This is a genomic window from Streptomyces sp. B3I8, assembly GCF_030816915.1.
GTDB lineage: Bacteria > Actinomycetota > Actinomycetes > Streptomycetales > Streptomycetaceae > Streptomyces.
This window is the reverse complement of record NZ_JAUSYN010000002.1, coordinates 4322787-4345813: the sequence shown is the minus strand read 5'-3', so window position 1 is coordinate 4345813 and position 23027 is coordinate 4322787. Positions and strand designations below refer to the sequence as shown.

Annotated in this window: 24 protein-coding genes; 14 read left to right on the top strand and 10 right to left on the bottom strand. The window is 71.9% G+C overall.

Annotated elements, in window-relative coordinates; all coding sequences use genetic code 11:
• Nucleotides 1-94: 94 nt before the first annotated feature.
• Nucleotides 95-1693: a methylmalonyl-CoA mutase gene (locus QFZ64_RS21510; protein WP_307068139.1), complete on the bottom strand. Its 1599-nt coding sequence runs from the start codon at nucleotides 1691-1693 to the stop codon at nucleotides 95-97.
• A gap of 425 nt (nucleotides 1694-2118) precedes the next feature.
• On the opposite strand from QFZ64_RS21510, the gene QFZ64_RS21505 reads away from it, so the two are divergent.
• The gene (locus QFZ64_RS21505) at nucleotides 2119-2991 is read left to right on the top strand and encodes a L,D-transpeptidase family protein (protein ID WP_307068137.1); all 873 of its coding nucleotides are present in this window, start codon (nucleotides 2119-2121) and stop codon (nucleotides 2989-2991) included.
• Between the two features lie 268 nt (nucleotides 2992-3259).
• Here the strand turns inward: QFZ64_RS21505 and QFZ64_RS21500 are convergent, their stop codons facing one another.
• From QFZ64_RS21500 to QFZ64_RS21485, 4 genes are all read right to left on the bottom strand, one after another.
• A complete protein-coding gene (locus tag QFZ64_RS21500; protein ID WP_307068135.1) occupies nucleotides 3260-4333 on the bottom strand; it encodes a hypothetical protein in 1074 nt (357 codons plus the stop codon).
• Nucleotides 4333-4992 (bottom strand): RNA polymerase sigma factor, encoded by a 660-nt coding sequence (locus tag QFZ64_RS21495; protein WP_307068133.1) that lies wholly within the window; start codon nucleotides 4990-4992, stop codon nucleotides 4333-4335. Before QFZ64_RS21495 ends, QFZ64_RS21500 begins: the two co-directional genes overlap by 1 nt.
• 286 nt (nucleotides 4993-5278) lie before the next feature.
• Nucleotides 5279-5866, bottom strand: a complete 588-nt coding sequence (locus QFZ64_RS21490; RefSeq protein ID WP_307068131.1) for a hypothetical protein — start codon at nucleotides 5864-5866, stop codon at nucleotides 5279-5281.
• Nucleotides 5867-6048: 182 nt separating this feature from the next.
• A complete protein-coding gene (locus tag QFZ64_RS21485) occupies nucleotides 6049-7629 on the bottom strand; it encodes a glycoside hydrolase family 20 protein (protein WP_307068128.1) in 1581 nt (526 codons plus the stop codon).
• A 310-nt stretch (nucleotides 7630-7939) separates the two neighbouring features.
• Between QFZ64_RS21485 and QFZ64_RS21480 the strand changes: the two genes are divergently transcribed.
• The 5 genes from QFZ64_RS21480 to QFZ64_RS21460 all read left to right on the top strand — a co-directional run bounded on the left by QFZ64_RS21480 (nucleotide 7940) and on the right by QFZ64_RS21460 (nucleotide 12227).
• Nucleotides 7940-8581, top strand: coding sequence for a 2-oxo-4-hydroxy-4-carboxy-5-ureidoimidazoline decarboxylase (locus tag QFZ64_RS21480; protein ID WP_307068126.1), 642 nt, complete (start codon nucleotides 7940-7942; stop codon nucleotides 8579-8581).
• A gap of 214 nt (nucleotides 8582-8795) precedes the next feature.
• Nucleotides 8796-9176 carry a succinate dehydrogenase, cytochrome b556 subunit gene (sdhC, locus tag QFZ64_RS21475; protein WP_307068125.1) on the top strand — a complete coding sequence of 127 codons (381 nt, stop codon included), beginning with the start codon at nucleotides 8796-8798 and terminating at the stop codon, nucleotides 9174-9176.
• 6 nt (nucleotides 9177-9182) lie between these two features.
• Entirely contained in the window at nucleotides 9183-9674 is a 492-nt protein-coding gene (locus QFZ64_RS21470; protein ID WP_307068123.1) for a succinate dehydrogenase hydrophobic membrane anchor subunit, read from the top strand.
• Nucleotides 9675-9693: 19 nt separating this feature from the next.
• Nucleotides 9694-11448 carry a succinate dehydrogenase flavoprotein subunit gene (sdhA, locus tag QFZ64_RS21465; protein WP_307068121.1) on the top strand — a complete coding sequence of 585 codons (1755 nt, stop codon included), beginning with the start codon at nucleotides 9694-9696 and terminating at the stop codon, nucleotides 11446-11448.
• Nucleotides 11448-12227: a succinate dehydrogenase iron-sulfur subunit gene (locus tag QFZ64_RS21460; protein WP_307068120.1), complete on the top strand. Its 780-nt coding sequence runs from the start codon at nucleotides 11448-11450 to the stop codon at nucleotides 12225-12227. The genes sdhA and QFZ64_RS21460 overlap by 1 nt, the downstream gene beginning before the upstream one ends.
• A gap of 157 nt (nucleotides 12228-12384) precedes the next feature.
• Here the strand turns inward: QFZ64_RS21460 and QFZ64_RS21455 are convergent, their stop codons facing one another.
• From QFZ64_RS21455 to QFZ64_RS21445, 3 genes are all read right to left on the bottom strand, one after another.
• On the bottom strand, nucleotides 12385-12648 hold the full coding sequence (locus QFZ64_RS21455) for a TM2 domain-containing protein (RefSeq protein ID WP_307068118.1): 264 nt from the start codon (nucleotides 12646-12648) through the stop codon (nucleotides 12385-12387).
• Between the two features lie 241 nt (nucleotides 12649-12889).
• Nucleotides 12890-13276 carry a DUF2752 domain-containing protein gene (locus QFZ64_RS21450; RefSeq protein ID WP_307071802.1) on the bottom strand — a complete coding sequence of 129 codons (387 nt, stop codon included), beginning with the start codon at nucleotides 13274-13276 and terminating at the stop codon, nucleotides 12890-12892.
• A gap of 55 nt (nucleotides 13277-13331) precedes the next feature.
• Entirely contained in the window at nucleotides 13332-13814 is a 483-nt protein-coding gene (locus QFZ64_RS21445) for a TM2 domain-containing protein (RefSeq protein WP_307068116.1), read from the bottom strand.
• Between the two features lie 162 nt (nucleotides 13815-13976).
• On the opposite strand from QFZ64_RS21445, the gene QFZ64_RS21440 reads away from it, so the two are divergent.
• The 4 genes from QFZ64_RS21440 to QFZ64_RS21425 all read left to right on the top strand — a co-directional run bounded on the left by QFZ64_RS21440 (nucleotide 13977) and on the right by QFZ64_RS21425 (nucleotide 16444).
• Nucleotides 13977-14411 carry a VOC family protein gene (locus tag QFZ64_RS21440; protein ID WP_307068114.1) on the top strand — a complete coding sequence of 145 codons (435 nt, stop codon included), beginning with the start codon at nucleotides 13977-13979 and terminating at the stop codon, nucleotides 14409-14411.
• A gap of 153 nt (nucleotides 14412-14564) precedes the next feature.
• Nucleotides 14565-14990 carry a hypothetical protein gene (locus QFZ64_RS21435; RefSeq protein WP_307068112.1) on the top strand — a complete coding sequence of 142 codons (426 nt, stop codon included), beginning with the start codon at nucleotides 14565-14567 and terminating at the stop codon, nucleotides 14988-14990.
• A 4-nt stretch (nucleotides 14991-14994) separates the two neighbouring features.
• Nucleotides 14995-15621: a thiol-disulfide oxidoreductase DCC family protein gene (locus QFZ64_RS21430; protein WP_307068110.1), complete on the top strand. Its 627-nt coding sequence runs from the start codon at nucleotides 14995-14997 to the stop codon at nucleotides 15619-15621.
• 10 nt (nucleotides 15622-15631) lie between these two features.
• Entirely contained in the window at nucleotides 15632-16444 is an 813-nt protein-coding gene (locus tag QFZ64_RS21425) for a TetR family transcriptional regulator (protein ID WP_307068108.1), read from the top strand.
• Here the strand turns inward: QFZ64_RS21425 and QFZ64_RS21420 are convergent.
• Nucleotides 16441-18915 carry an MMPL family transporter gene (locus tag QFZ64_RS21420; RefSeq protein WP_307071801.1) on the bottom strand — a complete coding sequence of 825 codons (2475 nt, stop codon included), beginning with the start codon at nucleotides 18913-18915 and terminating at the stop codon, nucleotides 16441-16443. The genes QFZ64_RS21425 and QFZ64_RS21420 overlap by 4 nt on opposite strands.
• 240 nt (nucleotides 18916-19155) lie before the next feature.
• On the opposite strand from QFZ64_RS21420, the gene QFZ64_RS21415 reads away from it, so the two are divergent.
• From QFZ64_RS21415 to QFZ64_RS21400, 4 genes are all read left to right on the top strand, one after another.
• Nucleotides 19156-19824 (top strand): response regulator transcription factor, encoded by a 669-nt coding sequence (locus tag QFZ64_RS21415; RefSeq protein ID WP_307071799.1) that lies wholly within the window; start codon nucleotides 19156-19158, stop codon nucleotides 19822-19824.
• The gene (locus QFZ64_RS21410) at nucleotides 19821-21314 is read left to right on the top strand and encodes a cell wall metabolism sensor histidine kinase WalK (RefSeq protein WP_307068105.1); all 1494 of its coding nucleotides are present in this window, start codon (nucleotides 19821-19823) and stop codon (nucleotides 21312-21314) included. The genes QFZ64_RS21415 and QFZ64_RS21410 overlap by 4 nt, the downstream gene beginning before the upstream one ends.
• A 65-nt stretch (nucleotides 21315-21379) precedes the next feature.
• Nucleotides 21380-21532 carry a hypothetical protein gene (locus QFZ64_RS21405; RefSeq protein ID WP_307068103.1) on the top strand — a complete coding sequence of 51 codons (153 nt, stop codon included), beginning with the start codon at nucleotides 21380-21382 and terminating at the stop codon, nucleotides 21530-21532.
• 12 nt (nucleotides 21533-21544) lie between these two features.
• The gene (locus tag QFZ64_RS21400; RefSeq protein ID WP_307071798.1) at nucleotides 21545-21961 is read left to right on the top strand and encodes a DUF664 domain-containing protein; all 417 of its coding nucleotides are present in this window, start codon (nucleotides 21545-21547) and stop codon (nucleotides 21959-21961) included.
• Here the strand turns inward: QFZ64_RS21400 and QFZ64_RS21395 are convergent.
• Nucleotides 21943-22965: a hypothetical protein gene (locus tag QFZ64_RS21395; RefSeq protein ID WP_307068101.1), complete on the bottom strand. Its 1023-nt coding sequence runs from the start codon at nucleotides 22963-22965 to the stop codon at nucleotides 21943-21945. The two genes, QFZ64_RS21400 and QFZ64_RS21395, sit on opposite strands and share 19 nt — an antisense overlap.
• Nucleotides 22966-23027 lie beyond the last annotated feature (62 nt).

The following is a 23027-nucleotide window of genomic DNA, read 5'->3' as shown; positions in this document are numbered from 1 at the left end:
GCCGCCGTCGGTGCGGCGGCCCCGGACCGTCCGTCGCCCGCCGCGCCGGTCACCGCGGCGGGTGCCGCGCCGGGCGGTCCACGCCGCGGTGGTTTCAGAACACGTCGCTGGGGACGTAGGTGCCCCACACCTCGCGCAGCGCGTTGCAGACCTCGCCGACCGTGGCACGGGCGCGCAGGGCGTCCTTCATGGGGTACAGGACGTTGTCGTCGCCCCCGGCCGCCTTCTTCAGGGCGGCCAGGGCGGCGTCCACCGCCGGCTGGTCGCGCTCGGCCCGGAGTTTCGCGAGGCGTTCGGCCTGGCGTGCCTCGATGGCGGGGTCCACGCGCAGGGGCTCGTAGGGCTCCTCCTCGTCGAGCCGGAACCGGTTGACGCCGACGACGACACGTTCACCGGCGTCGGTCTCCTGCGCGATGCGGTAGGCGCTGCGCTCGATCTCGCTCTTCTGGAAGCCCTGCTCGATGGCCTCCACCGCGCCGCCGAGGTCCTCGACCCTGCCCATCAGTTCGAGCGCGGCCGCCTCGATGTCGTCGGTCATCCGCTCCACCACGTAGGACCCGGCGAACGGGTCGACCGTGGCGGTCACATCGGTCTCGTAGGCCAGGACCTGCTGCGTGCGCAGCGCCAGCCGGGCACTCTTGTCCGTGGGCAGCGCGATCGCCTCGTCGAAACTGTTGGTGTGCAGCGACTGCGTGCCCCCCAGCACCGCGCCCAGCCCCTGCACCGCCACGCGCACCAGGTTCACCTCCGGCTGCTGCGCCGTCAGCTGCACCCCGGCCGTCTGGGTGTGGAACCGCAGCATCCACGACTTGGGGTTCTTCGCCCCGAACTCCTCGCGCATCACCCGCGCCCAGATCCGCCGGGCCGCCCGGAACTTGGCGACCTCCTCCAGGATCGTCGTCCGCGCCACGAAGAAGAACGACAGACGGGGCGCGAAATCGTCGACGTCCATCCCCGCCGCGACCGCCGTGCGCACGTACTCGATGCCGTCGGCCAGGGTGAAGGCGATCTCCTGCACCGGCGAGGCCCCTGCCTCCGCCATGTGGTAGCCGGAGATCGAGATCGTGTTCCAGCGCGGGATCTCCGCCCGGCAGTACTGGAAGATGTCCGCGATCAGCCGCAGCGACGGCTTCGGCGGGAAGATGTACGTCCCTCGCGCGATGTACTCCTTCAGCACGTCGTTCTGGATCGTCCCCGTCAGCTCCCGGGCCGGCACCCCCTGCTCCTCCGCCACCAGTTGGTACAGCAGGAGCAGCAGCGCCGCGGGGGCGTTGATCGTCATCGAGGTGGACACCTTGTCCAGCGGGATCCCGCCGAACAGCACCCGCATGTCATCGAGCGAGTCGATCGCCACGCCCACCTTGCCGACCTCGCCCGAGGCCAGCGGCGCGTCGGAGTCGTGGCCCATCTGCGTGGGCAGGTCGAAGGCGACGGACAGACCGGCCGTCCCGTTCGCGATCAGCTGCTTGTACCGGGCGTTGGACTCCGTCGCCGTACCGAACCCCGCGTACTGCCGCATCGTCCACGGCCGCCCTGTGTACATCGTCGGATACACACCCCGCGTGTACGGATACGCCCCCGGCTCCCCCAGCCGCTCCGCCGGATCCCAGCCCTGAAGATCCGACGGTCCGTAGACCGGTTCGATCGGCAGACCGCTCTCCGTGGACCGAGCACTGCCCGACTCCCGCGCCATGGTGTGTGCCTCCGTATTGCTTGGTGATCCCGCCGGTCCCCGCCCGTCCCCGCCGCCCGGCGAACCGCCCTGGTGAGCTGCCTGGTGAGCGGCTCGCGACCGGTTGGTTACCCGCCGGTACGAACGACCCTCGCCACGGACTGTAGCGGCGGGCGTGCGCGTGGTGGAGTGCGTCGAGTTGGGACCTTGCTCACAACTGTGCCCCTTCCCGCGCGGGGGAGCACGCGTGAGCGCCCGCACGGCGGGCAGAACACGGGGTGCGCGTGTGGCATCGATCGGCGAGCGGCGAGACGGCTGGGGGCGACGTGCGTAAGAGGGGTGTGCGGCGGAGAGGTACGCGGCAGCGAGGTATCCGGAGGAAGGCTTCGGTCCCGCGGCGGTACGGCCCGCGCGGGGGACGCGGGCGGCTCGGGAGGGGCGGCGCGATGCTGGCCGCCGGCGGGGCGCTGGTGGTGATCGCGGCCGTCGGCGGCTGCACGGTCCAGCCCACGGACGGCGACGGTCGGGGCGGGGGCACCTACCCCGTCCACATCGACGTCCCCGCCACCCGCGGCACGGGCACACCGGCCACGCATGGCACCGGCACCCCGGCCGGCCGCGGCGCCGGCAAGGCGGCTCCACCCGCCGCCCCGCGCGCCACGTCCGCGCCCCGTACGGTCGCACCGGCCCGGGTGCTGTGGTCCGACGGGGACCACGGCAGGGACGTACGGGAGCTGCAGGCGCGGCTGAAACAGGCCGCCTGGCTGTTCGACGGGCCGACGGGCACCTACGACGACCTCACCGCGAAGGCGGTCGGCGGCTTCCAGGGCAAGCGCGGCCTGCCGCGGACCGGCCGCACGGACACCGTCACCTGGCAGCGGCTGCTGGCGATGACGCACGAGCCGACGAAGTGGGAGCTGTACGCGTTCGGCGGGCAGCCGGCGGCGCCCCCGGACCCGCGCTGCCTGACCGGCCGGGTGCTGTGCATCAGCAAGACGAGCCGAACCCTGCGCTGGATGATCGACGGCCGCACGGTCTCGGAGATGCCCGTACGGTTCGGCACCGAGCTCACCCCGACGAGGGAGGGCGTCTTCCACGTCTACTGGAAGTCCCGGCACCACGTCTCCACGCTGTACGACTCGCCGATGCCGTACGCGATGTTCTTCAGCGGGGGCCAGGCGGTGCACTACTCGTACGACTTCGCGGCGCGCGGCTACGCCGGGGGGTCGCACGGATGCGTCAACGTGCGGGACGAGCAGAAGATCGCGGCCCTGTTCGCGCAGGTCCGCGACGGGGACAAGGTCGTCGTCCACTGGTGAGGAGCGGTGGGCCGGCGGTTCGACGGGCGGTGAGCGCCGGCAAACGGCTCGACGGAGGAGCGCCGGCGGGCGGGCCGCCCGGGTGTGGAACCGGTCCGCGCCCGGGTGTGACGTTTTTCGGCCGCCCGGCGCAGTACGTAATGGCCGACTGGTCATCGGCCGGCGCACACGAGCCGGGGTTCCCCCCGTACCCGTGGCTCGGCGCCATCGGCGCGGGCGGGACACGTTCCCCCGGTCCCGCCCGCGCCCCCTTACGACCCTGTGCCGCTCACGGCCGCTTCGGGCCGTGGGCGCCGGAGGCATGCCCGCCGCCCCGGTGACCGGAGCCCTTGTCGCCGCCGTTGCCGTTTCCCTTGCCGTGGCTCTTGCCGGGGCCTCCGCCACCGCCACCACCGTTGCCGTTGCCGTTCCCGCCGCCGTTGGCGTTGCCGTTGCCGTTGCCCTGGTTGCCGCCGGCGCCGTTGCCGCCGCCGTTCGCGTTGCCGTTGCCCTTGGCCTTGCCGTTCCCCTTGCCCTCGCCATTGCTCTTGCCGGTGTTCCCGTTCGTGGCGGCGGGGCCGTCGCCGCCGTCGGAGGCCAGCGCGGTCCGACAGTAGGACTTCACCCGGCCGGGGCCGCTGCCGCCCGCCGCGTCCTCCAGCACATCCCGCCGCTCCGCGCTGAGGGATGTGCCGTCGCGAACGTCACGACAGGAGTCGAGCACCTCGTTCCACCACTCCCGCGATCCGCGCGGCGCGGTCCCGTCCTCCCCGGCGCCGGACCGCGCGCCCGCGCCGCCCGTGTCGTCGTGCGAGGCGCCGCCCCCGGTCGCCTCCCCCGTGCCGCCCGGTGAGGCCGTGCCACCGCCGTCCGCCGTCGCGGTGTCGGACGGCCGGGACGTGACGCCGGCCGTCACCGAGGTGCCGGGTTCCGGTTCGTCCCCGCCGAAGGGGGTCGGCAGCATCCCGGAGCCTGCCGCCACCGCGACCCCGCCGAGCGTCACCGCGGCCAGCCCGGCCGCGAGCCCGAGCCGCACGGGCCGTCGCGTCGACCGCCTGCGGGGGGCGGCCGAGGGGCGGCCGAGGCGCACGAGACCGGCGTCGGCGCCCTGGGCCGCGGTGGCCTGCCCGGATTCCGTTTCGGCGCCGTCGGCCGTCCGCGCCGCGCGGAACGCGGCCAGTGCCGCCGCCTCTCCGGGGAGTTCGGCGTCGTCGCGCGGGGGCGGCGGGGCCAGGGCGCCCAGCACCTCGGACAGCCGGTCGGCCCGGGGCCGGGCCTCGTCGTCGACGGCCCGGTGCGGCTCTCCGCGCAGCAGACGCTCCGCCGTGTCGCGGTCCAGCCACCGGTACTGCTCGTCGGCCATCACACATCCTTCTGCGTCCGCGAACGCGACCGCGTCACACTTGCGGACGTCACCGCGCGTACCCGCGGTTGCCTCTGTGGGGGGAGCGCGTCGAGGGCGCTTGTTGACTCCGCGTCCGCTCCCAGCAACTCCGCGAGCCTCTTCAGACCCCGGTGCGCGGCGGTGCGGACGGCGCCCGGGCGCTTGCCCAGCGTCTCGGCGGCGGTGCGGGCGTCCAGTCCGACGACCACGCGCAGCACCACCGCCTCCGCCTGGTCCTGCGGCAGCCGGGCGATGAGCGACAGGGCACGGTCGGTGGCGAGCGCCTCGATGGCCTCGCACGCCGTGTCGGAGTCGGCGGCCCGGGCGGCCAGCTCGTTCTCGTCGCCGCCGATCACCGGACGACGTCCGCGCATCCGTATGTGGTCCAGGGCGCGGTTGCGGGCGATACGGGCGGCCCAGCCCCGGAACCGGTCGGCGTCCCCGCTGAACCGCCCCAGGTCACGGGCGATCTGCAGCCATGCCTCGGAGGCGATGTCCTCGGCGTCCGCGTCGCCGACGAGCGTACGGACGTACCCCAGCAGTCGGGGGTGCACCGTGCGGTACACCTTCCGGAACGCGGCCTCGTCACCACCCTGGGCCGCGAGCACCGCGGCGGTCAGCTCCGCGTCGTCCCCCACCGCAACTCCCTTTGCGCACGCACTGGCGCCGCCCCCACTGTCCGTTCGTCGGTCCTCGTCCGTACGGTGGGCTTCGCAGTCCGGCGCGAATGGCACGTTACGGCCTCAATCCGCGTCCCGTCCACGTCCGTACGTCACGCAACCGTCTCGACGAGTCACGGTGTGACAGAAATCGCGTGCTCGGCGCTGTACGAAGTGCGGGCCGCCGCGCGACCCGTGCCGAGCGACGACCGGGGCCTCTCCTGTGGGGGGTGGCGGTCCCGGTCGTCGCCCTCGGCCCGGTGCCTCAGTGGGGCAGTCCGCGACCGCGGGCCCGGCGGGAGACCACCGCGCGCAATACCCGGCGGCCCTCCGTGCACACCTCCAGGGCCGGGCGCAGTCCCGCCGCGCCGTGTTCGGCGACGAGTTCCAGGACCGCGGTCTGGCGCCGCAGTTCCGCCGCGACGAGCGGGGCGGCTCCCTCCGTACGGCCCTCCCGGTAACCGGGCACCGGATCGGGCCCGTCGTCCGGGGCGGACGGATCGAGCAGCCGGTGCACCCGCAGCGCGCCGAACGAGCACTCCTCGGCCCACGCCCGCAGGGCGTCGCCGTCCCGCGTCTCGGGCATCGCGTCGAGCATCCGCCGCGCCGCCGTGACCGCGGGGTCCGTGCCCGCCGGGGACGGGGCCGCCTCGTCCGTGCCCGGCAGTTCGCCGCGCACCTCGGCGACCCGCGCCGCCCATTCCGCGTCCTCGGCACCGGCCAGGCAGGCCCACAGGGGCCGCAGCGCCTCGTCCCCGCCTCCGAGCAATGGCACGCACCGGTCCAAACAAGCCAACCCGCTCGCGGCCAGCCCCCGTGCGTCGGCCTCGCCGATCAAGTCCAACAGGCTCATCGCCCCTCCCCGGAACGCCTTGCGAGGCGCCACTTTCTCACGGGAAACGCGGTTTGCCACTACTGAGCGCGATACGCCAGGAGCACCCCAGAGCCCTCTCTCGCCTCATGCACACCACCCCGCAGGGGCAAGTATTCAGCCACCGTCCGTCAGTTGACGGGACGTCACCCGGGGCCGGGAGTTCATCCGATCCGGTTCGCCAGGCTCTGGAAATCCTTCCAGGACAGCTCCGGCTTCCCCGGGTCCCACAGCTTCTGCACCATCGCCCGCAGCGGCATCCGGATGCCGGCCGCGACCTGGTCCTGGGTCTGGGCACCCGACATGTCGCACCACACCGCGAACACCCCGCCTCGTATGCGGTCGTCGTACGAGGCCGGCACGGCGGTCGTGCCGCGCAGCACCCGCGGCGTCCACTGCTCGTAGATGCGCTGCCCGGTCGGGTAGACGAACGTCTGCGGCTGGCCGAGCACGTAGTAGAGGAACTCGTCGTTGTAGTTGACGACCTCGCGGCCGGCCGCGAGGTACTCCGTCGGCTGCCGGGCCCCGTACTCCTTCCCCGTCCAGTAGGCGACCCGTACGTCCTTCGAGACGCTCGCCTTCTTCACCGAGCGGTAGAAGCCGTCGTTCCACGCCCGGGGGGTCCGCCCGTGCCGGGCGACCACCGCCGCGCGGTCGTTCAGCCAGCCCGTCGCCAGGTCGGCGACGGTCGCCCCCGCCCCGTACCGCTTCACGACCGCCGAGGCGAGCTGCGGATAGGAGGCGGCCGGGTTCGACGCGGTCAGCGCCTGGTACTCATCGCCGCCCAGGTGCCAGGCGGAGCCGGGGAAGAGGTCCGCGTACTCCCCCAGCAGCTCGTCGACGATTCTCGCGGCCCCCGGCTTCGAGATGTCCAGCGTGCCCCGGCTCGCCGAGGCGCCCTGCGCGTTGCGCAGTTGCAGGTCGGGGTGGGCGGCGATGACGGCGCCGAGGTGCCCCGGGGAGTCGATCTCGGGGACGACGGCGATGTGCCGCTCCGCCGCGAGGGCGACGATCCGCTTCACCTCCGTCTTGCTCAGGTGCTCCTCGGAGACCACCTCGGGGTGCGTGTCCGACTCGATGCGGAAGCCCTGGTCGTCGGAGAAGTGCAGACCGAGCTCGTTGTACTTCAGGTCGCCCAGTTCCCGTACCCGGTCCTCGATCCAGCCGGCCGTGAAGTGCTTGCGGGCGATGTCGAGCATGAACCCGCGCACCGGCTTGGCGGGCCCGTCACGCACGACGCCCTCGGGTGCCGTGCCGCCGTCGTGCACCTCCTGCTTGAGCGTGCGGGTGCCGTAGAAGACGCCGGCCTGCCCCGGCCCGGCGATCCGCACCCGGCCGCCGCCGACGGTCAGGGTGTACGACTCGGCGTCCCCGCCGCCGTCGAGCGCGAGTTCCACGTCCCCCGACCGGGCCCCGTTCCGCCCGCCGTACGTCATCCTCAGTTCCCCGGCGAGCAGCTTCCCCTCGTCGGCGAGGCCGTCGTCGTCCACGACGACGCGGGCGCCGCGCGCGGGCCGCCAGCCCGGTCCGTGGGCGGCGGTGTGCGCGCGCACGGCGGGGATGGTGTGCGGCGGCTTCGACAGCGGGTAGCTGCGGCTCGGTGACGGCGAGGCGCTGGTGGACCCCGTCCCCGCCGAGGCGCTGTCGGAGGCGCGCGTCCCGCCGCCCCCGTCACCGGCGGGCCACAGCGTCACGGCCGCCGCGACGGCGCCGCCCGCCACGACGACCCCAGCGCCCAGCAGCAACCCCCGACGCCCCGCGCGCGTCCTGGGTTTCGGGGCCCTCCTCCTGCGGCCGCTCACCGAACGAGCCTCCTTCCCACGTCGATCGTCATCTCAAGCCTCACCCGCACTCACCGCACATCCCGGCACCGCACGCGCTCGCGCCCATGTGCCCGCACACATCCGCACCCGTTCACTCCTCCGAACCTACGGCCCGCCACCGACACCCACGACCTCGTCCGACCCCCTACGTCCACCGCCGGTTCCGAAACTGCCCCGTCCGGGTGAAATCCCGGGCTTTCGCGGACAGTCTTCGACCGACCTCGATAACGTGATGTCACTTCTGCCACCTCATCCCCAGCCGATCCACCCGCCGCGTGCACACGACACCGCGGCCTCCCCTCGCCGAGGACCCACGCTGCCCGCGCATCGCCCGCCCCCCACGCCGGACCCGCACCGTTTCAACACGGTCCCCGCGGACGAGGCCGAGGGCGCCCTGCTGACCTGCTGCCGCAGCCTGCGCTGGGCCCGCCGGGTCGCCGCCCACCGCCCCTACCCCGATCTGCCCGCACTGCTCGCCGCGGCCGACGAGGCGGCGTACGACCTGGCGCCGGCCGATGTCGCCGAGGCCCTCGCGGGAGAGTCGCTCACCGTGCTCCCGGACGGCGCGTACTTGGCCGCGCAGACCGCGCTCAGCGCCGCGCACGCCGCGTACGAGAGCCGGTTCGGGCACGTGTTCGTCATCTGTCTGGACGACGTGGCGCCGGACGAGGCGGCCGACCGGGTGCTGGCCGGAATCCGGTCACGATGGAACAACGATCCCGAGGACGAGCGGGTCGCGGCCGCCGACGAGCTGCGCCGGCTGGCCCGCGGCCGCCTCACCCGACTCGTCGGCAGTTACGCGGCCGGTGCCGGACAGTACACGGTCGGTGGCGTGGAGTACGCGGACGGCACCCAGGAGTACACGGCCCGGTAAGGACGGGAACGCCCCGCGATCCCCCGGTTCGGAACGTCCCAGTAGGCCGTACGTGCCTCATTGATTGCCAGTTTGATCACATCGGCAGGGGCCGGGTGAGCGTTCCGACAACACGTCGCTACGATGGCCGGGGCCGGTGGACCGTACCCGGCCGGGCCCGTCCGACACACCGAAGCCGGCCGGCCCCAGTCCCCGCTTTGGAGAGGGTTCTTCCGTGCCGGCTGGAACGCTGTACCGCGGCCGGGAAGGAATGTGGTCCTGGGTGGCTCATCGAGTCACCGGCGTCCTCATCTTCTTCTTCCTGTTCGTTCACGTACTGGACACCGCACTCGTCCGTGTCTCGCCCGAGGCCTACGACAAGGTCGTATCGACGTACAAGACGCCCGTGGTCGCGGTGCTCGAGTACGGCCTCGTGGCGGCCATCCTCTTCCACGCGCTGAACGGCCTGCGGGTCATCGCCGTCGACTTCTGGTCGAAGGGGCCGCGCTACCAGAAGCAGATGCTGTGGACCGTCGTGGGCGTGTGGGTCGTGCTGATGCTCGGCGCGATCTACCCCGTCCTCGGTCACGCCGCTCGAGTCGTGTTCGGGAGCTGACGCGCAATGTCCACTGAGACCACCGCAACCGGAATCGGCCCCGTCGAGGGCTCGGGCGCGTTCGAGGCGTCGTACGGCGTCGACAACCCGGCGCCCGTCATCGAGCCCCCGCGCAAGCGCACGAAGAAGACCCCGCGCTCCACCCGCGGCAACTTCGAGATGTACGGCTGGCTGTTCATGCGGCTGTCCGGCATCGTCCTGGTCGTCCTGGTCCTCGGCCACCTGCTGATCCAGCTCGTGCTGGACGGTGGCGTGTCCAAGGTCGGCTTCGCCTTCGTGGCCGGCCGCTGGGCCTCGCCGTGGTGGCAGGTCTGGGACCTGGCCATGCTGTGGCTGGCGATGCTGCACGGCGCCAACGGCCTGCGCACCATCGTCAACGACTACGCGGAGAGCGCGAAGAGCCGCCTGTGGCTGAAGGCTCTGCTCTACACCGCGACGGTGTGGACGATCGTCCTGGGCACGCTGGTGATCTTCACCTTCGACCCGAACATCCGCTAGGCACGGGGCTGCGAGAATCATGAAGATCCACAAGTACGACACTGTCATCGTCGGCGCCGGCGGCGCGGGCATGCGCGCGGCCATCGAGTCGACGAAGCGCAGCCGCACGGCCGTGCTGACCAAGCTCTACCCCACCCGCTCCCACACGGGCGCCGCGCAGGGCGGCATGGCCGCCGCACTGGCCAACGTGGAGGAGGACAACTGGGAGTGGCACACCTTCGACACGGTCAAGGGCGGTGACTACCTGGTCGACCAGGACGCCGCCGAGATCCTGGCGAAGGAGGCCATCGACTCCGTCCTCGACCTGGAGAAGATGGGCCTGCCGTTCAACCGCACGCCGGACGGCACCATCGACCAGCGCCGCTTCGGCGGTCACTCCCGCAACCACGGCGAGGCCCCGGTCCGCCGGTCCTGCTACGCCGCGGACCGCACCGGCCACATGATCCTCCAGACGCTGTATCAGAACTGCGTCAAGGAAGGCGTGGAGTTCTTCAACGAGTTCTACGTCCTGGACCAGCTCCTCAGCGAGGTCGACGGCGTCAAGAAGTCGGCGGGCGTGGTCGCGTACGAGCTGGCCACCGGTGAGATCCACGTCTTCCGGGCGAAGTCCGTGATCTACGCCTCCGGCGGCACGGGCAAGTTCTTCAAGGTGACGTCGAACGCGCACACCCTGACCGGTGACGGCCAGGCGGCCGTGTACCGGCGCGGGCTGCCGCTGGAGGACATGGAGTTCTTCCAGTTCCACCCGACCGGCATCTGGCGCATGGGCATCCTGCTGACGGAGGGCGCCCGCGGTGAGGGCGGCATCCTGCGCAACAAGGACGGCGAGCGCTTCATGGAGAAGTACGCGCCGGTCATGAAGGACCTCGCCTCGCGCGACGTCGTCTCGCGCTCCATCTACACGGAGATCCGCGAGGGCCGCGGCTGCGGTCCCGAGGGCGACCATGTCTACCTCGACCTGACCCACCTGCCGCCGGAGCAGCTCGACGCCAAGCTGCCCGACATCACCGAGTTCGCGCGCACCTACCTCGGCATCGAGCCCTACACGGACCCGATCCCGATCCAGCCCACCGCGCACTACGCGATGGGCGGTATCCCGACGAACGTCCAGGGTGAGGTGCTGACCGACAACACGACGGTCGTCCCCGGCCTGTACGCGGCCGGCGAGGTCGCCTGCGTGTCCGTGCACGGCGCCAACCGGCTGGGCACCAACTCACTGCTCGACATCAACGTCTTCGGCCGCCGCGCGGGCATCGCCGCCGCGGAGTACGCGCAGAAGGCGGACTTCGTGGAGCTGCCGGAGGCCGCGGAGAGCCAGGTCCTCGCGCAGATCGAGCGGCTGCGCTCCTCCACCGGCACCGAGCGGGTGGCCGAACTGCGGCGCGAGCTGCAGGAATGCATGGACGCCAACGTCATGGTGTTCCGCACCGAGCAGACGATCAAGACCGCGGTCGAGAAGATCGGCGAGCTTCGCGCCCGGTACAAGAACGTGGCGATCCAGGACAAGGGCAAGCGGTTCAACACGGACCTGCTGGAGGCCATCGAGCTGGGCAACCTGCTCGACCTGGCCGAGGTCATGGCCGTCTCCGCCCTCGCCCGCAAGGAGTCCCGCGGCGGTCACTACCGCGAGGACTACCCGAACCGCGACGACGTCAACTTCATGCGCCACACCATGGCGTACCGCGAGGTGGGCGACGACGGCAGCGAGTCCATCCGTCTCGACTACAAGCCGGTCGTCCAGACCCGCTACCAGCCGATGGAGCGTAAGTACTGATGGCAACCCCGACACTGGACAAGGCGGACGCGGCCGGCACGCCCGAGCCCGGCTTCGCCGACTCCCCCTACATCACGGTCACCCTGCGCGTGCGCCGCTTCAACCCCGAGGTGGCGGCCGAGGCGACCTGGCAGGACTTCCAGCTCGAGATGGACCCCAAGGAGCGCGTCCTGGACGCCCTCCACAAGATCAAGTGGGATGTGGACGGGACGCTGACGTTCCGCCGCTCCTGCGCGCACGGCATCTGCGGGTCCGACGCCATGCGGATCAACGGCAAGAACCGGCTGGCCTGCAAGACTCTGATCAAGGACATCAACCCCGAGAAGCCGATCACGGTCGAGCCCATCAAGGGTCTGACGGTCCTGAAGGACCTGGTCGTCGACATGGAGCCGTTCTTCCAGGCGTACCGGGACGTGATGCCCTTCCTGATCACGAAGGACACCAACGAGCCCACGCGGGAGCGGCTGCAGACCGCGGAGGACCGGGAGCGGTTCGACGACACGACCAAGTGCATCCTGTGCGCGGCGTGCACGTCGTCCTGCCCGGTGTTCTGGAACGACGGCCAGTACTTCGGTCCGGCCGCGATCGTGAACGCGCACCGCTTCATCTTCGACTCGCGTGACGAGGCCGGGGAGCAGCGGCTGGAGATCCTGAACGACAAGGACGGTGTCTGGCGCTGCCGGACGACGTTCAACTGCACGGACGCCTGCCCGCGTGGCATCGAGGTCACGAAGGCGATCCAGGAGGTCAAGCGGGCGCTGATCACGCGCCGCCTCTGATCTCCGGCGTCTTCCGCACGCAGGCCGAGGGCCCGCTTCCCCTGGGGGAGGCGGGCCCTCGGCGTACACGGTGCTCGGCGACGCGCGTGCGTGGCTCCGGAGGCTTCCGGGGTCACCCGGGGGCTGGAGCGGCAGCCCTCGGGGCGGTCGCCGGGGGTCAGCCGCGCAGGACGCGGCCCTGGCTGTCCGTGCGGTCGTTGCTCGTGAGGAAGATGATGCCGTCGATCAGGGCCCAGAAGCCCAGGCCGCCGCAGGTGAGGAGCTGGGCGATGCCGACGCCCACGGAACCGACGTAGAAGCGTCCGATACCGAGCGTGCCCAGGAAGAGCTGGAGGATGCCCGCAACGATCTTGGACTTGTCGGAGTAGGGACGGCCCTGCGGGTCGAAGCCGTAGGGGGCGTCAGGGGTGGGGACGGTCATGGTGCAGCTCCTGAATGACTGAAATGTGTCCGGAGCACATCGCTCCGGGCGCCGCAGGAGGGACCCGTGGCAAAGTCGCCAAAGGTCGCGCACGCACGCTCATCCCCCCTGTGAGCAGGGAGCCTAGGGAGCCTTGTGGGGCTTAGGCAGCACTAACGGCCATTTGTGTTCATCCCGTGATCAAACTATGACCAAGCAACGGTCAAGTCCGAAATGCGTCAGGCTCGCAGCAACGCCTCGCTCAGCGGACGTTGCGAGCCACGGTCCAGGCCACCGCCAGGAGCAGGATCAACACCTGCGTGCGCGGCCGCAGTCGGGGGCGCCAGCGCCTGCCCCGCAGCCCCTCCAGCCCCCATCGGGCGAGCAGCGCGAGGGCGAACGGTGCGGCGAGCAGCAGCATCCTGTTGTCCAGCCAGGCCTGCTCGAACCGACCGTGCATCAGGTCGTACACCATGCGGGTGCCGCCGCAGGCGGGGCAGAGCAGTCCGGTGACGAACCGGAAGGGGCAGCCCGGCAGCACGTGCCCCGGCTCGTGCGGGTCCGTCACGTAGAGGTAGCCGGCGCCCGCCGGCCCTGCGGCGCAGACCGCGAGCGGCGCCGCCTCGGGGCGGCGCAGCGCGGGGGGCAGCCACCGGAGGGCCGGCCGGGGACCGGCCGGCGCCCTCCCGGTGTGCGGGCCCGCGTCAGCCACGCAGGATCCGCCCATTGGAGTCCGTGGTGTTGTTGCTGGTCAGCAGCACGATTCCGTCGATCAGCGACCAGATACCCAGACCGCCGCAGGTGAGCAGCTGGGCGATGCCCAGGCCCACGTGCCCGAGGTAGAACCGGCCGATGCCGAGGTAACCGAGGAAGATGCTGAGGACCCCCGCGACGATCTTCGACTTGTCGGAGTACGGCCGCCCGTAGGGGTCGTATCCGTAGGGGGCGTTCGGGTCGCCGACGTACGAGCCGGGCGGCGGCACCGCGCCGCCCGGCGGGTAACCGCCGGCCTGCTGGTAACCGCCGGCCTGCTGGTAACCGCCCGCCTGCGGGTAGCCGTACTGCGGCTGCTGGTAGGGACCCGCGCCCGGCGCGGCCCCGTAGGGGTTCTGATCGCCCGAGTTCGGGTATCCGTAGCCCGGCGGCTGATTCGGGGGCTGCGGCGGCTGGTTGGGCGGCTGGGTCATGGCGACCACTCCTGGTGAAGTCAGATGCGCATAAGTATGAGTGCAGGTCATCTTGCAGGAGAACCCCTCCCGGAGAGAAGCCGGGGCCATGCCTCCTCCGCGCGGGTGACCCCGCCGCCGGTGCGCACGGGCCACCGGGAACCGGGAACCTAATCTGATGGCATGTCAGACGACGAGTCGTACGAGCTGCTCGGCTTCGACAATGTGCTGCTGTCCGTCGGCGACCTGGACGAGGCCGTGGCCTTCTACGAGGCGGCCGGCTTCCCGCTGCGGTTCCGGCTCGACGAGGCCGGGATCGCCCTGCTGGGCGTGGGCGGCGAGACCCCCGGCCTGCTGCTGCGGCACGAGGAGGGCCTCGGCCACCGGCCGCCGCCGTGGGCCGCGCCCCGCGTGTGGCTGGAGGTGCGCGACGCGCGCGTGACGGCGCGCACGCTGGCGGCCGCCGCAGTGCGCCCGCTGGACGAGCCGTTCGCCGGCGCCACGGGGTGGACCGTCGAGGTCGCCGACCCCTGGGGCAACGTCCTGGGCTTCACCGACTACGGCAAGCGGCCCGAACTGGGGCGTGTGGCGGGGCGGCACGGGGCGGGCGCGCGCTGACGGCCCGTCGCCGCCCCTCCCCCGCTCTCCTGTTCGGGATGTTCGGCACTTCCTTGGATGAGCCGTTCGACGCACCCTTGCTTGAACGTGTTCAAAAACAGGTCTACAGTCACCCGTGACAACGTTTTGAACGTGTTCAAGAAAGGTGGGGGAATGGACCTCACAGTCGTCGCGTATGTCATCTACCTGGTGATCAGCGTCGCCCTGACCATCTGGGTCGCCCGGACACTGAGCCGCAACGGGCGGCTCTTCCTCGCCGACGTGCTGCACGGGAACGAGAAGCTCGCGGACGCCGTCAACCACCTCCTGGTGGTCGGCTTCTACCTCGTCAACCTCGGCTTCGTCGCGCTGTACCTCAACGGCGACGCCACCGTCACCGACGCCCGCGGCGTCTTCGAGGCCCTGTCGACCAAGATCGGCGTGGTCCTGCTGGTCCTCGGCGTGATGCACCTGGGCAACGTGTACGTGCTCAACCGGATACGCCGGCGCGGGGCGATGGAGCGTGAGCAGTTCCCGCCGGTCCCGCCGCAGGGCTACGTCACCCCGCAGGGCCCCCTCGCCCCGCCCGCCGGAGCGTGAGGCGATGCGCACGCCGGACGCGGCGGCCGCCCCGGCCCACGCCGCCCAGCGGGCCCCGCACCCCGCGCGGCCCCCGTGGCCCCCGGTCCGCCGGCTCACCGTGCTCTACGACGACCGGTGCTCCCTGTGCCTCTTCGTCAGCGGCTGGCTGGCCCGGCAGCGGAAACTCGTCCCGCTGGACTTCGTCCCGGCCGGCTCCGCCGAGGCCCGGCGGCGGCTGCCGGAGCTCGACCACGGGGCGACCGCGGAGGAGATCACGGTCGTCGGCGACGGCGGGCAGGTCTACCGCGGCGCCGCCGCCTGGATCGTCTGCCTGTGGGCGCTGCGCGGACACCGCCGGCTCGCCCACCGGCTGTCTACCCCGGCGGGTCTGCGCACGGCCCGGGGCGCGGTGCTCGCCGCCGCGAAGTGGCGGGAGGGCTACCGGACCCGCGGGCCCGCCGGCCGGCCCCACCCCTGGGGCGGCACCGTCTACGTGCGCCGGGACGGCTGGGTCTACGACCCCCGCGCCGGCTGGACCTACCGCGGTCCCGCCGGACCCCGCCCCACCGCTCCCCGTCCCGCCGCCGCTCACCCCACCACGCCCCACCCGACCGCCGCCCGTCCCGACGGCACTCCTACGACTGGCTAGGCTCGGCCCCGTGCCTGCGAAGAACGACCCTCCGGTGACCAAGAGCGAGCAGACCCGTGCCCTGATCCTGGAGACCGCGATGCGGCTCTTCCAGGAGCGGGGGTACGACAAGACCACCATGCGGGCCATCGCCCAGGAGGCGGGGGTCTCCGTCGGGAACGCGTACTACTACTTCGCGGGCAAGGAACACCTGATCCAGGGCTTCTACGACCGGATCGCCGCCGAGCACCGGGCGGCGGTCCGGGACGTCCTGGCCCGGGAGACGGACCTGCACGCCCGGTTCGCCGGAGTGCTCCGGGCCTGGCTGGACGTGGCGGCGCCGTACCACGAGTTCGCGGTGCAGTTCTTCAAGAACGCGGCCGACCCGGACAGCCCGCTCAGCCCCTTCTCCGCCGAGTCCGAACCCGCCCGCACGGAGGTGCTCGCCCTGCACCGCGAGGTGCTGGCCGGCTCCCGCACCAAGGTGCCCGCGGACCTCAAGGACGTGCTTCCGGATCTGATGTGGCTGGCCCAGATGGGCCTGGTGCTGTACTGGATCTTCGACCGCACCGAGGGCCGTGAGCGCAGCTACCGGCTCGCCGACCGCGGCGCCCGGCTCACCGCGCGCGGCGTTGTCCTGTCCCGCTTCCGGGTACTGCGGCCCCTCGTCCACGAAGTGCACGAGCTGTTCACGGACTTCCTGCCGGGGATGACCAAGGCATTGCCGGACCCCGCCGCCAAGGGGCGACGGGGTCCGGCACGCACGGCTCGCTCGGGGGACCGGGGCCCGGAGGAGGAGGGCCAGGAGCTCCGCGGCCTCCGTGACCTCCGCGACCGGCCCTAACCGATCACGTCCACCTCGCCCGGCCGCAGTTCGACGTCGTAGACCAGGGGCGCGTCGCCCACCTCCACGCGCTGCGCCCGCGCGCCGTACAGCGTCGCCGTGACCGTCAGCAGATAGGTGCCCGGGGCGGGCGCGGCCACGATGTACGAGCCGTCGGCCAGGGAGGTCACGCCGTCCAGCCGGCGTCCGCCGCCCTTGGACAGCAGCGTGACCGAGGCGTGTTCGACGGGTCGGCCGTCCGCGTCCCGCACGAAGCCGTGCACCGCCGAGCGCCCCGTACCGGCCGAGCTCCCCGCACCGTCCGCGCCCCACGCGCCGGCCGTACCGTCCGCCTGCGCGGCCGCCGGGGCCGGCGGCTCCGCGTCCTCCGCCGGTTCCACCGCCAGGTGCGGCAGCCGCTTGTCGAGCCAGGCCGGGAGCCACCAGTTGGAGCGGCCCAGCAGGTGCATCGCCGCCGGCACCAGTGCCGTCCGCAGGATGAACGCGTCGAGCGCGACCGCCGCCGCCAGTCCGACGCCCGCCATCGCCGCGCCCGAGTTGCCGCTGAGCACGAAGGCGACGAAGACGGCGACCATGATCAGGGCGGCGCTGTTGATGACCCGGCTGGTCTCGGCGAGGCCGACCCGGACCGCGCGGGCGTTGTCGCGGGTGTGCACCCACTCCTCGTGCATCCGGCTGACCAGGAACACCTGGTAGTCCATGGAGAGTCCGAAGAGCAGCGACAGCATGATCACCGGCAGGAAGGCGTTGATCGGCCCCTCCTTGCCCAGGCCGAGCAGGTCCAGCCCCCAGCCCCACTGGAAGATCGCGACCAGTACGCCGAAGGACGCGGCGGCGGCGACCAGGTTCATCACCGCGGCCGTCAGCGGTACGACGAGCGAGCGGAAGGCCAGCAGGAGCAGCAGGAAGCCCAGGGCGATGATGGTGCCGACGAACAGCGGCAGCCGGTCGCCGGTGACGGTGGCGAAGTCCTTGGAGACCGCGGTGACCCCGCCGACGTGGGCCGTGACCCCGGCCTCGGGGATGACGTCGTCGCGCAGCCGGTCGATGAGCTGGGACGTCTCCTTCGACTGCGGTGACGTGGTCGGCACCACCTGGATGAGGCTCACCCCGTGCGCGGGCGGCAGCGCGGCGGCCCGGGCCACGCCGTCGGTGGACTCGATTCCCTTGACGAGCGCGGCGCTGTCGCCGCCGTCCACCACCACCTGCAGGGGTCCGTTGAAGCCGGGGCCGAAGCCTTCGGCGAGCATGTCGTAGGCCTGGCGGGTGGTCGTCGTGGTGTCGTCGTTGCCCTGGTCGACCGTGCCGAGGCGCAGCGACAGCACCGGCACCGCGAGGACCGCCATGACGACGACGGCGAGCGCGGCGGTGCGCCGCGGGCGCTTCTGCACCTGTGCCGACCAGCGGGCGGCGAGTCCGGTCGTCCGCTCCGGCGTGGTCTCGGGCCCGTCGGCGGCGAGCTTGCGCCGCTGCCGGCGGCTGAGCACCCGGGTGCCGAACAGGCCCAGCAGCGCCGGGAGCAGCGTGACGGCGGCCAGGACGCTCAGCACGACGGTGAGGGTGGTGCCGATGACGACACCGTCCAGGAACCGCAGGTTGGTCACGAGCATGCCGGCGAGCGCGATGCACACCGTGCCGCCCGCGAAGAGGACCGCGCGGCCGGAGGTGTTGAGCGCCGTCATCGCGGCGGCCTCCGGGTCGAGTCCGCGCAGGATGCCGCGCCGGTGCCGGGTGACGATGAACAGCGCGTAGTCGATGCCGACGCCGAGGCCGATCAGTGAGGCCAGCAGCGGCGCGAGGTCGGGGATGTTGGTGCCGTGGCTGAGCAGCTGGATGCCGAAGTCGCCGATGCCGACGCCGAAGACGGCCACGCACAGCGGCAGCAGCATCGCGAGCAGCGAGCCGAAGGCGAGGAAGAGGATGACGGCGGCGGCCCCGAGGCCGACGATCTCCGCGAGCCCGGTCGGCGGCTCCTCCACGCGCTGGATGGCCTGGCCGCCCAACTCCACCTGCAAGCCCTGCTGTTCGGCGCCCTGGGCGGTGTCGACGACGTCCTGCACCAGTTCCTTGGGCAGGGCGTCGGCCTGCTTGGTGAAGGTGACCTGGGCGTAGGCGATCCGCCCGTCCTCGCTGATCTGCGCGGCACCCCGCTTGCCGCCGTACGGGCCGACGACCTCGCCGACGCCGTCCATGCCGGCGATCTTCTTCAGGGCCGGCTCGATCCGGGTCCGTACGGCGGTGTCGGTGACCTTGCCGTCGTCGACCTTCCACACCACCGTGTCGGTGTCCCCCGAGGTCTGCGGGAAGGCCTTCTCCAGCAGGTCGTACGCCCGCTTGGAGTCGGTGTCCGGCAGCGAGAACTGGTTCGCGTAGTTCGTCCCGGCGGAAGTGGCCGCCGCCCCCACCCCTATGAGTGCCGCCAGCCACAGCAGCACCACCAGCAGCCGGTGCCGATAGCACCAGCGCGCCAAAGTTGTCACGTCTTCCTGCTCCTTCTTCAGGGTCCCCCGAGCCTGGACCCTCAGCATCCGGGACAGCGGCGGGGTGAACCACGAAGCGGGGCGCACTCTCAGGGAACTCCAAAGCGCCGACCCCCGACAACCGGGATCCCGGTGCGGATACTTGGGGGCATGACGAGCGATGCCGAGAAGAGTTCCCGCCCGGGGGACGGGGCCCACGAGCAGCAGCGTCCTCCGGGGGACGGGGCGACCGTGCTCCTCGTGGAGGACGAGGAGTCGATCGCCGACGTCCTCGCGATCGCCCTGCGCTACCACCGCTTCCAGGTGATGAGGGCGGGCACGGTCCGCGAGGCCCTCGCGCTCACCGAGCGGGTACGGCCCGACGCGGCGCTGCTCGACGTGATGCTCCCGGACGGCGACGGCCGCGCGCTCGGCAAGGAACTGCGCAGCCGGCTGCCCGGCCTCGCGGTGGTGTTCGTCACCGCGCGGGACGCGCCCGCCGAGATCGTGGGCGCGCTCGGCTTCGGCGACGACTACATCACCAAGCCGTTCCACATCGACGAGGTCGTCGCCCGGGTCACGGCGGTACTGCGCCGCACCCGGTCCGCCGACGTCCTCCCCCATCCCCCGCCGCTGCGCTACGGCGACCTGGAGCTGGACGAGACGACGTACAGCGCGCACCGCGCGGGCCGCACGGTCGAACTCACGCCCACCGAGTACGCGCTGCTGCGCTTCCTGGTGCGCAACGGCGGGCGCATCGTGACCAAGGAGCAACTGCTGCGCCATGTCTGGGACTACGAGCACACGCCGGCGGAGTCGACGGTGGTGGAGACGTACATCAGCTATCTGCGCCGCAAACTGGCTCCGCTGGGCCCGCCGCTGATCACCACGCGGCGCGGCGTCGGATACGGGCTGGCATGAGGCGTCCCCGACGCCCGCGCGCGCTCTCCCCGTCCGCACCGCGCGCCTCGGTCCGGTGGCGCGGCACGCACTCCATACACTCCCTGCGCACCCAGCTCACCCTGGCGAACGTGGCGCTGCTGGCGATCGGCGTCATCACGGCGACGGCGGTCAGCCTGGTGGGCACGGGGCACTACCTCCTCGGCCAGATCGACGCGCACCTGCTCCGCAGCCGCGACTCGCTGGACGAGTCCCACCTGACGCTGCACCAGCTCGACAACCTGGGCGCCACAGCCGTTGTACGGGAAGGGCTGCTGCCGCAGCTCGGCGGATCGGCGACGCCGGACGACATGTTCGCCGTGGTCGACGGGCACGGCACCGTGCTGAAGGTGGCCGAGCTGCGGCCGACCAGGGCGCAGCGGGCGCTCGGCGCGGCGGTCGGGGACCCCACGTCGTTCGCCACGGCCGTCGAGCCCCAGGGCCTGACCGTGAACGGCGCCTCCTACCGGGCGACCGCGAGCCGGCTGGACGACGGCACGTACGTACTGTTCGCCAGCTCGACGGACGCGCTGGACAACGGCATCCACAAGGCGCTGAAACTCGATCTGACCGTCGGGGGGCTGCTGCTGGCGCTGCTGTTCTGCCTCACCATGGTCAATGTGCGGCGGCGGATGCGGCCCCTTGAGGACATGGTGGAGACGTCGTCGGCGATCGCCGAGGGAGACCTCACCCGGCGGGTGCCCTCGCGGCGGAAGGCCAGCCTGGAGGTGGAGCAACTGCGCCTCGCGCTCAACTCGATGCTGCACCAGGTCGAGTCGGCGTACCGCACGCGCGAGCGCAGCGCGGCCCAGCTCCGCCGGTTCGTCGCCGACGCCTCGCACGAGCTGCGCACCCCGCTGTCCGCGATCCGCGGCTATCTGCAGCTCTACGACCGGGGCATGCTGACCGATCCGGACGACCGCAAGCGGGCCTGGGAGCGGATGAACGGCGAGGTGGACCGGATGGGCCGGCTGGTCGACGAGCTGCTGACCCTGGCCCGCCTGGACCAGCGCCCGGAGCTGCGGCTGCGCAACGTGGACGTGAGCCGGCTGGTGCGCGACGCGGCGGAGGACCTGCGCGCGCAGCAGCCCGACCGCCCGGTGACGGTGTCGGCGTCCGGTGCGCTGCTGGTCCGCGCCGACGAGTCCGGCCTGCGCCAGGTCCTCGGCAACCTGGTGGCCAACGTCCGCACCCACACCCCGGCCGACGTCCCCGTGTGTCTCACCGCGCGGCGGTCCGACGGCACGGTCCGTCTGACCGTCAGCGACGAGGGCCCGGGCCTGCCGGAGGAGGACGCCGCCCGCATGTTCGACCGCTTCTTCCGCACCGGCTCCACCGCGGGCAGCGGCCTGGGCCTGGCCATAGTGCAGGGCGTCGTCGAGGCCCACCACGGTGACGTCACCGCCACGACGTCCCCGGGCGACGGCCTGACGGTGACGGTGGTGCTGCCGGCGGGGGTGAAGGGGGAGTGAGCGGCGGCGCGGCCGGCCGCCGCCGCGATCGGCCGGTTGTCGGTGGCGGCTGCCATCATCCGCGCATGACCGCGGAAGACAGCGAAGCCGAGAACGGGAGCGAGCGCGAGAAGAAGGCGTTGGCGGAGTTCCTCGCGGCGCAGCGGGCGAGTGTGCCGGCGATCGTCGACGGCCTGGACGCGCGGGCCCTGACCACACCGGTCGTGCCCTCCGGATAGACACCGCTCGGGCTGACGGAGCACCTGGGGTACGCGGAGCGGCACTGGTTCCAGGAGGTCGCCACCGGGTCGGCCGAGCCGCGCAACTGGCCCGACGACCACGCGCCGCTGACGACGCCCCGACCGCCGGAGGTGGTGTTCGCCTTCTACCGCGAACAGTGCCGGCGCTCCGACGCCGTCCTGTCCGCCACGCCGCTGTCGGCCCCACCGGTGGGCCGCCACCCCGGCCCCGACGGCGACGACGTCACCGACCTGCGCTGGATCGTCCTCCACATGATCGAGGAAACCGCCCGCCGTGCCGGCCACCTGGACCTCGCCCGCGAACTGCTCGACGGACGCACGGGGCTGGGGCCGCGTGAGCGGAGCCGCGGGAGGGCGAGGTCGGGGCGAGCGGTTCCCGCCGGCTGCGGTCAGTGGCCACCTGTGTAGGCGAAGGAGCTGGCCTCCCGCTGCCTCATGTACTGCGTGAAGAAATCGTTGATCGTCGCAACCGCAGAGATGTCGCCGTGGAAATAGGCCGCTGCGAGCTGCTCAACGGTGACGTATCCCCCAGCGATGGCGTCTCGGACGAATTTCAGCTCACCTTGGTAGACCCGGCTGTCACTGTTGCGGGAACAGCGGAAGTCGACACCAGTGGCCCGGGTTGTCCAGTATTCGGTGATGCCTTCGACCAGCCCGTTCTCCAAGCCTCTCGTCGAGCCGTGTTCCAGCACGTGGAAGAGCTCGTGCACGACTGCGGGGAAGGTGTAGTTCGCCCTGTTCATACCGACGGTGCGCTGCCCACGCGGATCTGCGGTGGTGATGCCTTCGACCGACTCCGCATCGCCGTGGGACTGTTGCCGCACCACCCATTCCCACAAACGACGGTCATGGAAGGTGACGCTCACACTCTGAAGGGCTTGCTCAACGCTCGTCTCTTCGAAGTGGCCTATGCCCATGCGCTCGAGGAACCGGGTCACGAGAAAAGTGGCTTGGCGGACCTTGGCCTCCTCGGTGGCTTCTCTGACCGTGTCCCGCCTCCCGTGCCCACTGCTCTCGACCAGCTCGACCTCGTCGTTTCGGGCGTTGGTGAACCTGATCTCCCCTTGCGGCCTGTGCAGTTGCTGGGCGATCTCCTCTCGCTGGTCGGGATCCGTCCCGCTGGGCAGGAAGACCACCCAGGGCTGCTGGGGATTCTTGCGCTCGCAGAGGACTTTGACCTTTGTACCGCGCGTGCCAATGCCTACGTGTACGGTTCTTCGCTCCGGACCCGAAGGCCCGTCCTTCTTCCGCTGCACAGCAGGCGGCCCAGCCTGTCCGGCCACTTGTGTCCGGTGTACCGCCGCGCGTTGCACGGCCGCCTCGGTATGGCCACACCCCGGGCCGTGTTCGTGCCGTTGTGCCTCCACCGCGCGCGTCACCGCCCGATTGCCCGCTGCGCGCTGCAGGGCCACCAGATGCCCACCGGCAGCGCGTCCCGGACCCGGCGGCGGTGTCACCGTACGGCGACCGACCG

Excerpts from the sequence above, each read along its gene's own strand:
- QFZ64_RS21510 (WP_307068139.1), bottom strand. The coding sequence starts at position 1,693 with ATGGCGCGGGAGTCGGGCAGTGCTCGGTCCACGGAGAGCGGTCTGCCG.
- QFZ64_RS21455 (WP_307068118.1), bottom strand. The coding sequence starts at position 12,648 with ATGACCGTCCCCACCCCTGACGCCCCCTACGGCTTCGACCCGCAGGGC.
- QFZ64_RS21405 (WP_307068103.1), top strand. The coding sequence starts at position 21,380 with ATGACCGCGGAAGACAGCGAAGCCGAGAACGGGAGCGAGCGCGAGAAG.
- QFZ64_RS21490 (WP_307068131.1), bottom strand. The coding sequence starts at position 5,866 with ATGAGCCTGTTGGACTTGATCGGCGAGGCCGACGCACGGGGGCTGGCC.
- QFZ64_RS21435 (WP_307068112.1), top strand. The coding sequence starts at position 14,565 with ATGGACCTCACAGTCGTCGCGTATGTCATCTACCTGGTGATCAGCGTC.
- QFZ64_RS21480 (WP_307068126.1), top strand. The coding sequence starts at position 7,940 with ATGTCACTTCTGCCACCTCATCCCCAGCCGATCCACCCGCCGCGTGCA.
- QFZ64_RS21440 (WP_307068114.1), top strand. The coding sequence starts at position 13,977 with ATGTCAGACGACGAGTCGTACGAGCTGCTCGGCTTCGACAATGTGCTG.
- QFZ64_RS21410 (WP_307068105.1), top strand. The coding sequence starts at position 19,821 with ATGAGGCGTCCCCGACGCCCGCGCGCGCTCTCCCCGTCCGCACCGCGC.
- QFZ64_RS21500 (WP_307068135.1), bottom strand. The coding sequence starts at position 4,333 with ATGGCCGACGAGCAGTACCGGTGGCTGGACCGCGACACGGCGGAGCGT.
- QFZ64_RS21430 (WP_307068110.1), top strand. The coding sequence starts at position 14,995 with ATGCGCACGCCGGACGCGGCGGCCGCCCCGGCCCACGCCGCCCAGCGG.
- QFZ64_RS21460 (WP_307068120.1), top strand. The coding sequence starts at position 11,448 with ATGGCAACCCCGACACTGGACAAGGCGGACGCGGCCGGCACGCCCGAG.
- QFZ64_RS21505 (WP_307068137.1), top strand. The coding sequence starts at position 2,119 with ATGCTGGCCGCCGGCGGGGCGCTGGTGGTGATCGCGGCCGTCGGCGGC.
- sdhA (WP_307068121.1), top strand. The coding sequence starts at position 9,694 with ATGAAGATCCACAAGTACGACACTGTCATCGTCGGCGCCGGCGGCGCG.
- QFZ64_RS21470 (WP_307068123.1), top strand. The coding sequence starts at position 9,183 with ATGTCCACTGAGACCACCGCAACCGGAATCGGCCCCGTCGAGGGCTCG.
- QFZ64_RS21445 (WP_307068116.1), bottom strand. The coding sequence starts at position 13,814 with ATGACCCAGCCGCCCAACCAGCCGCCGCAGCCCCCGAATCAGCCGCCG.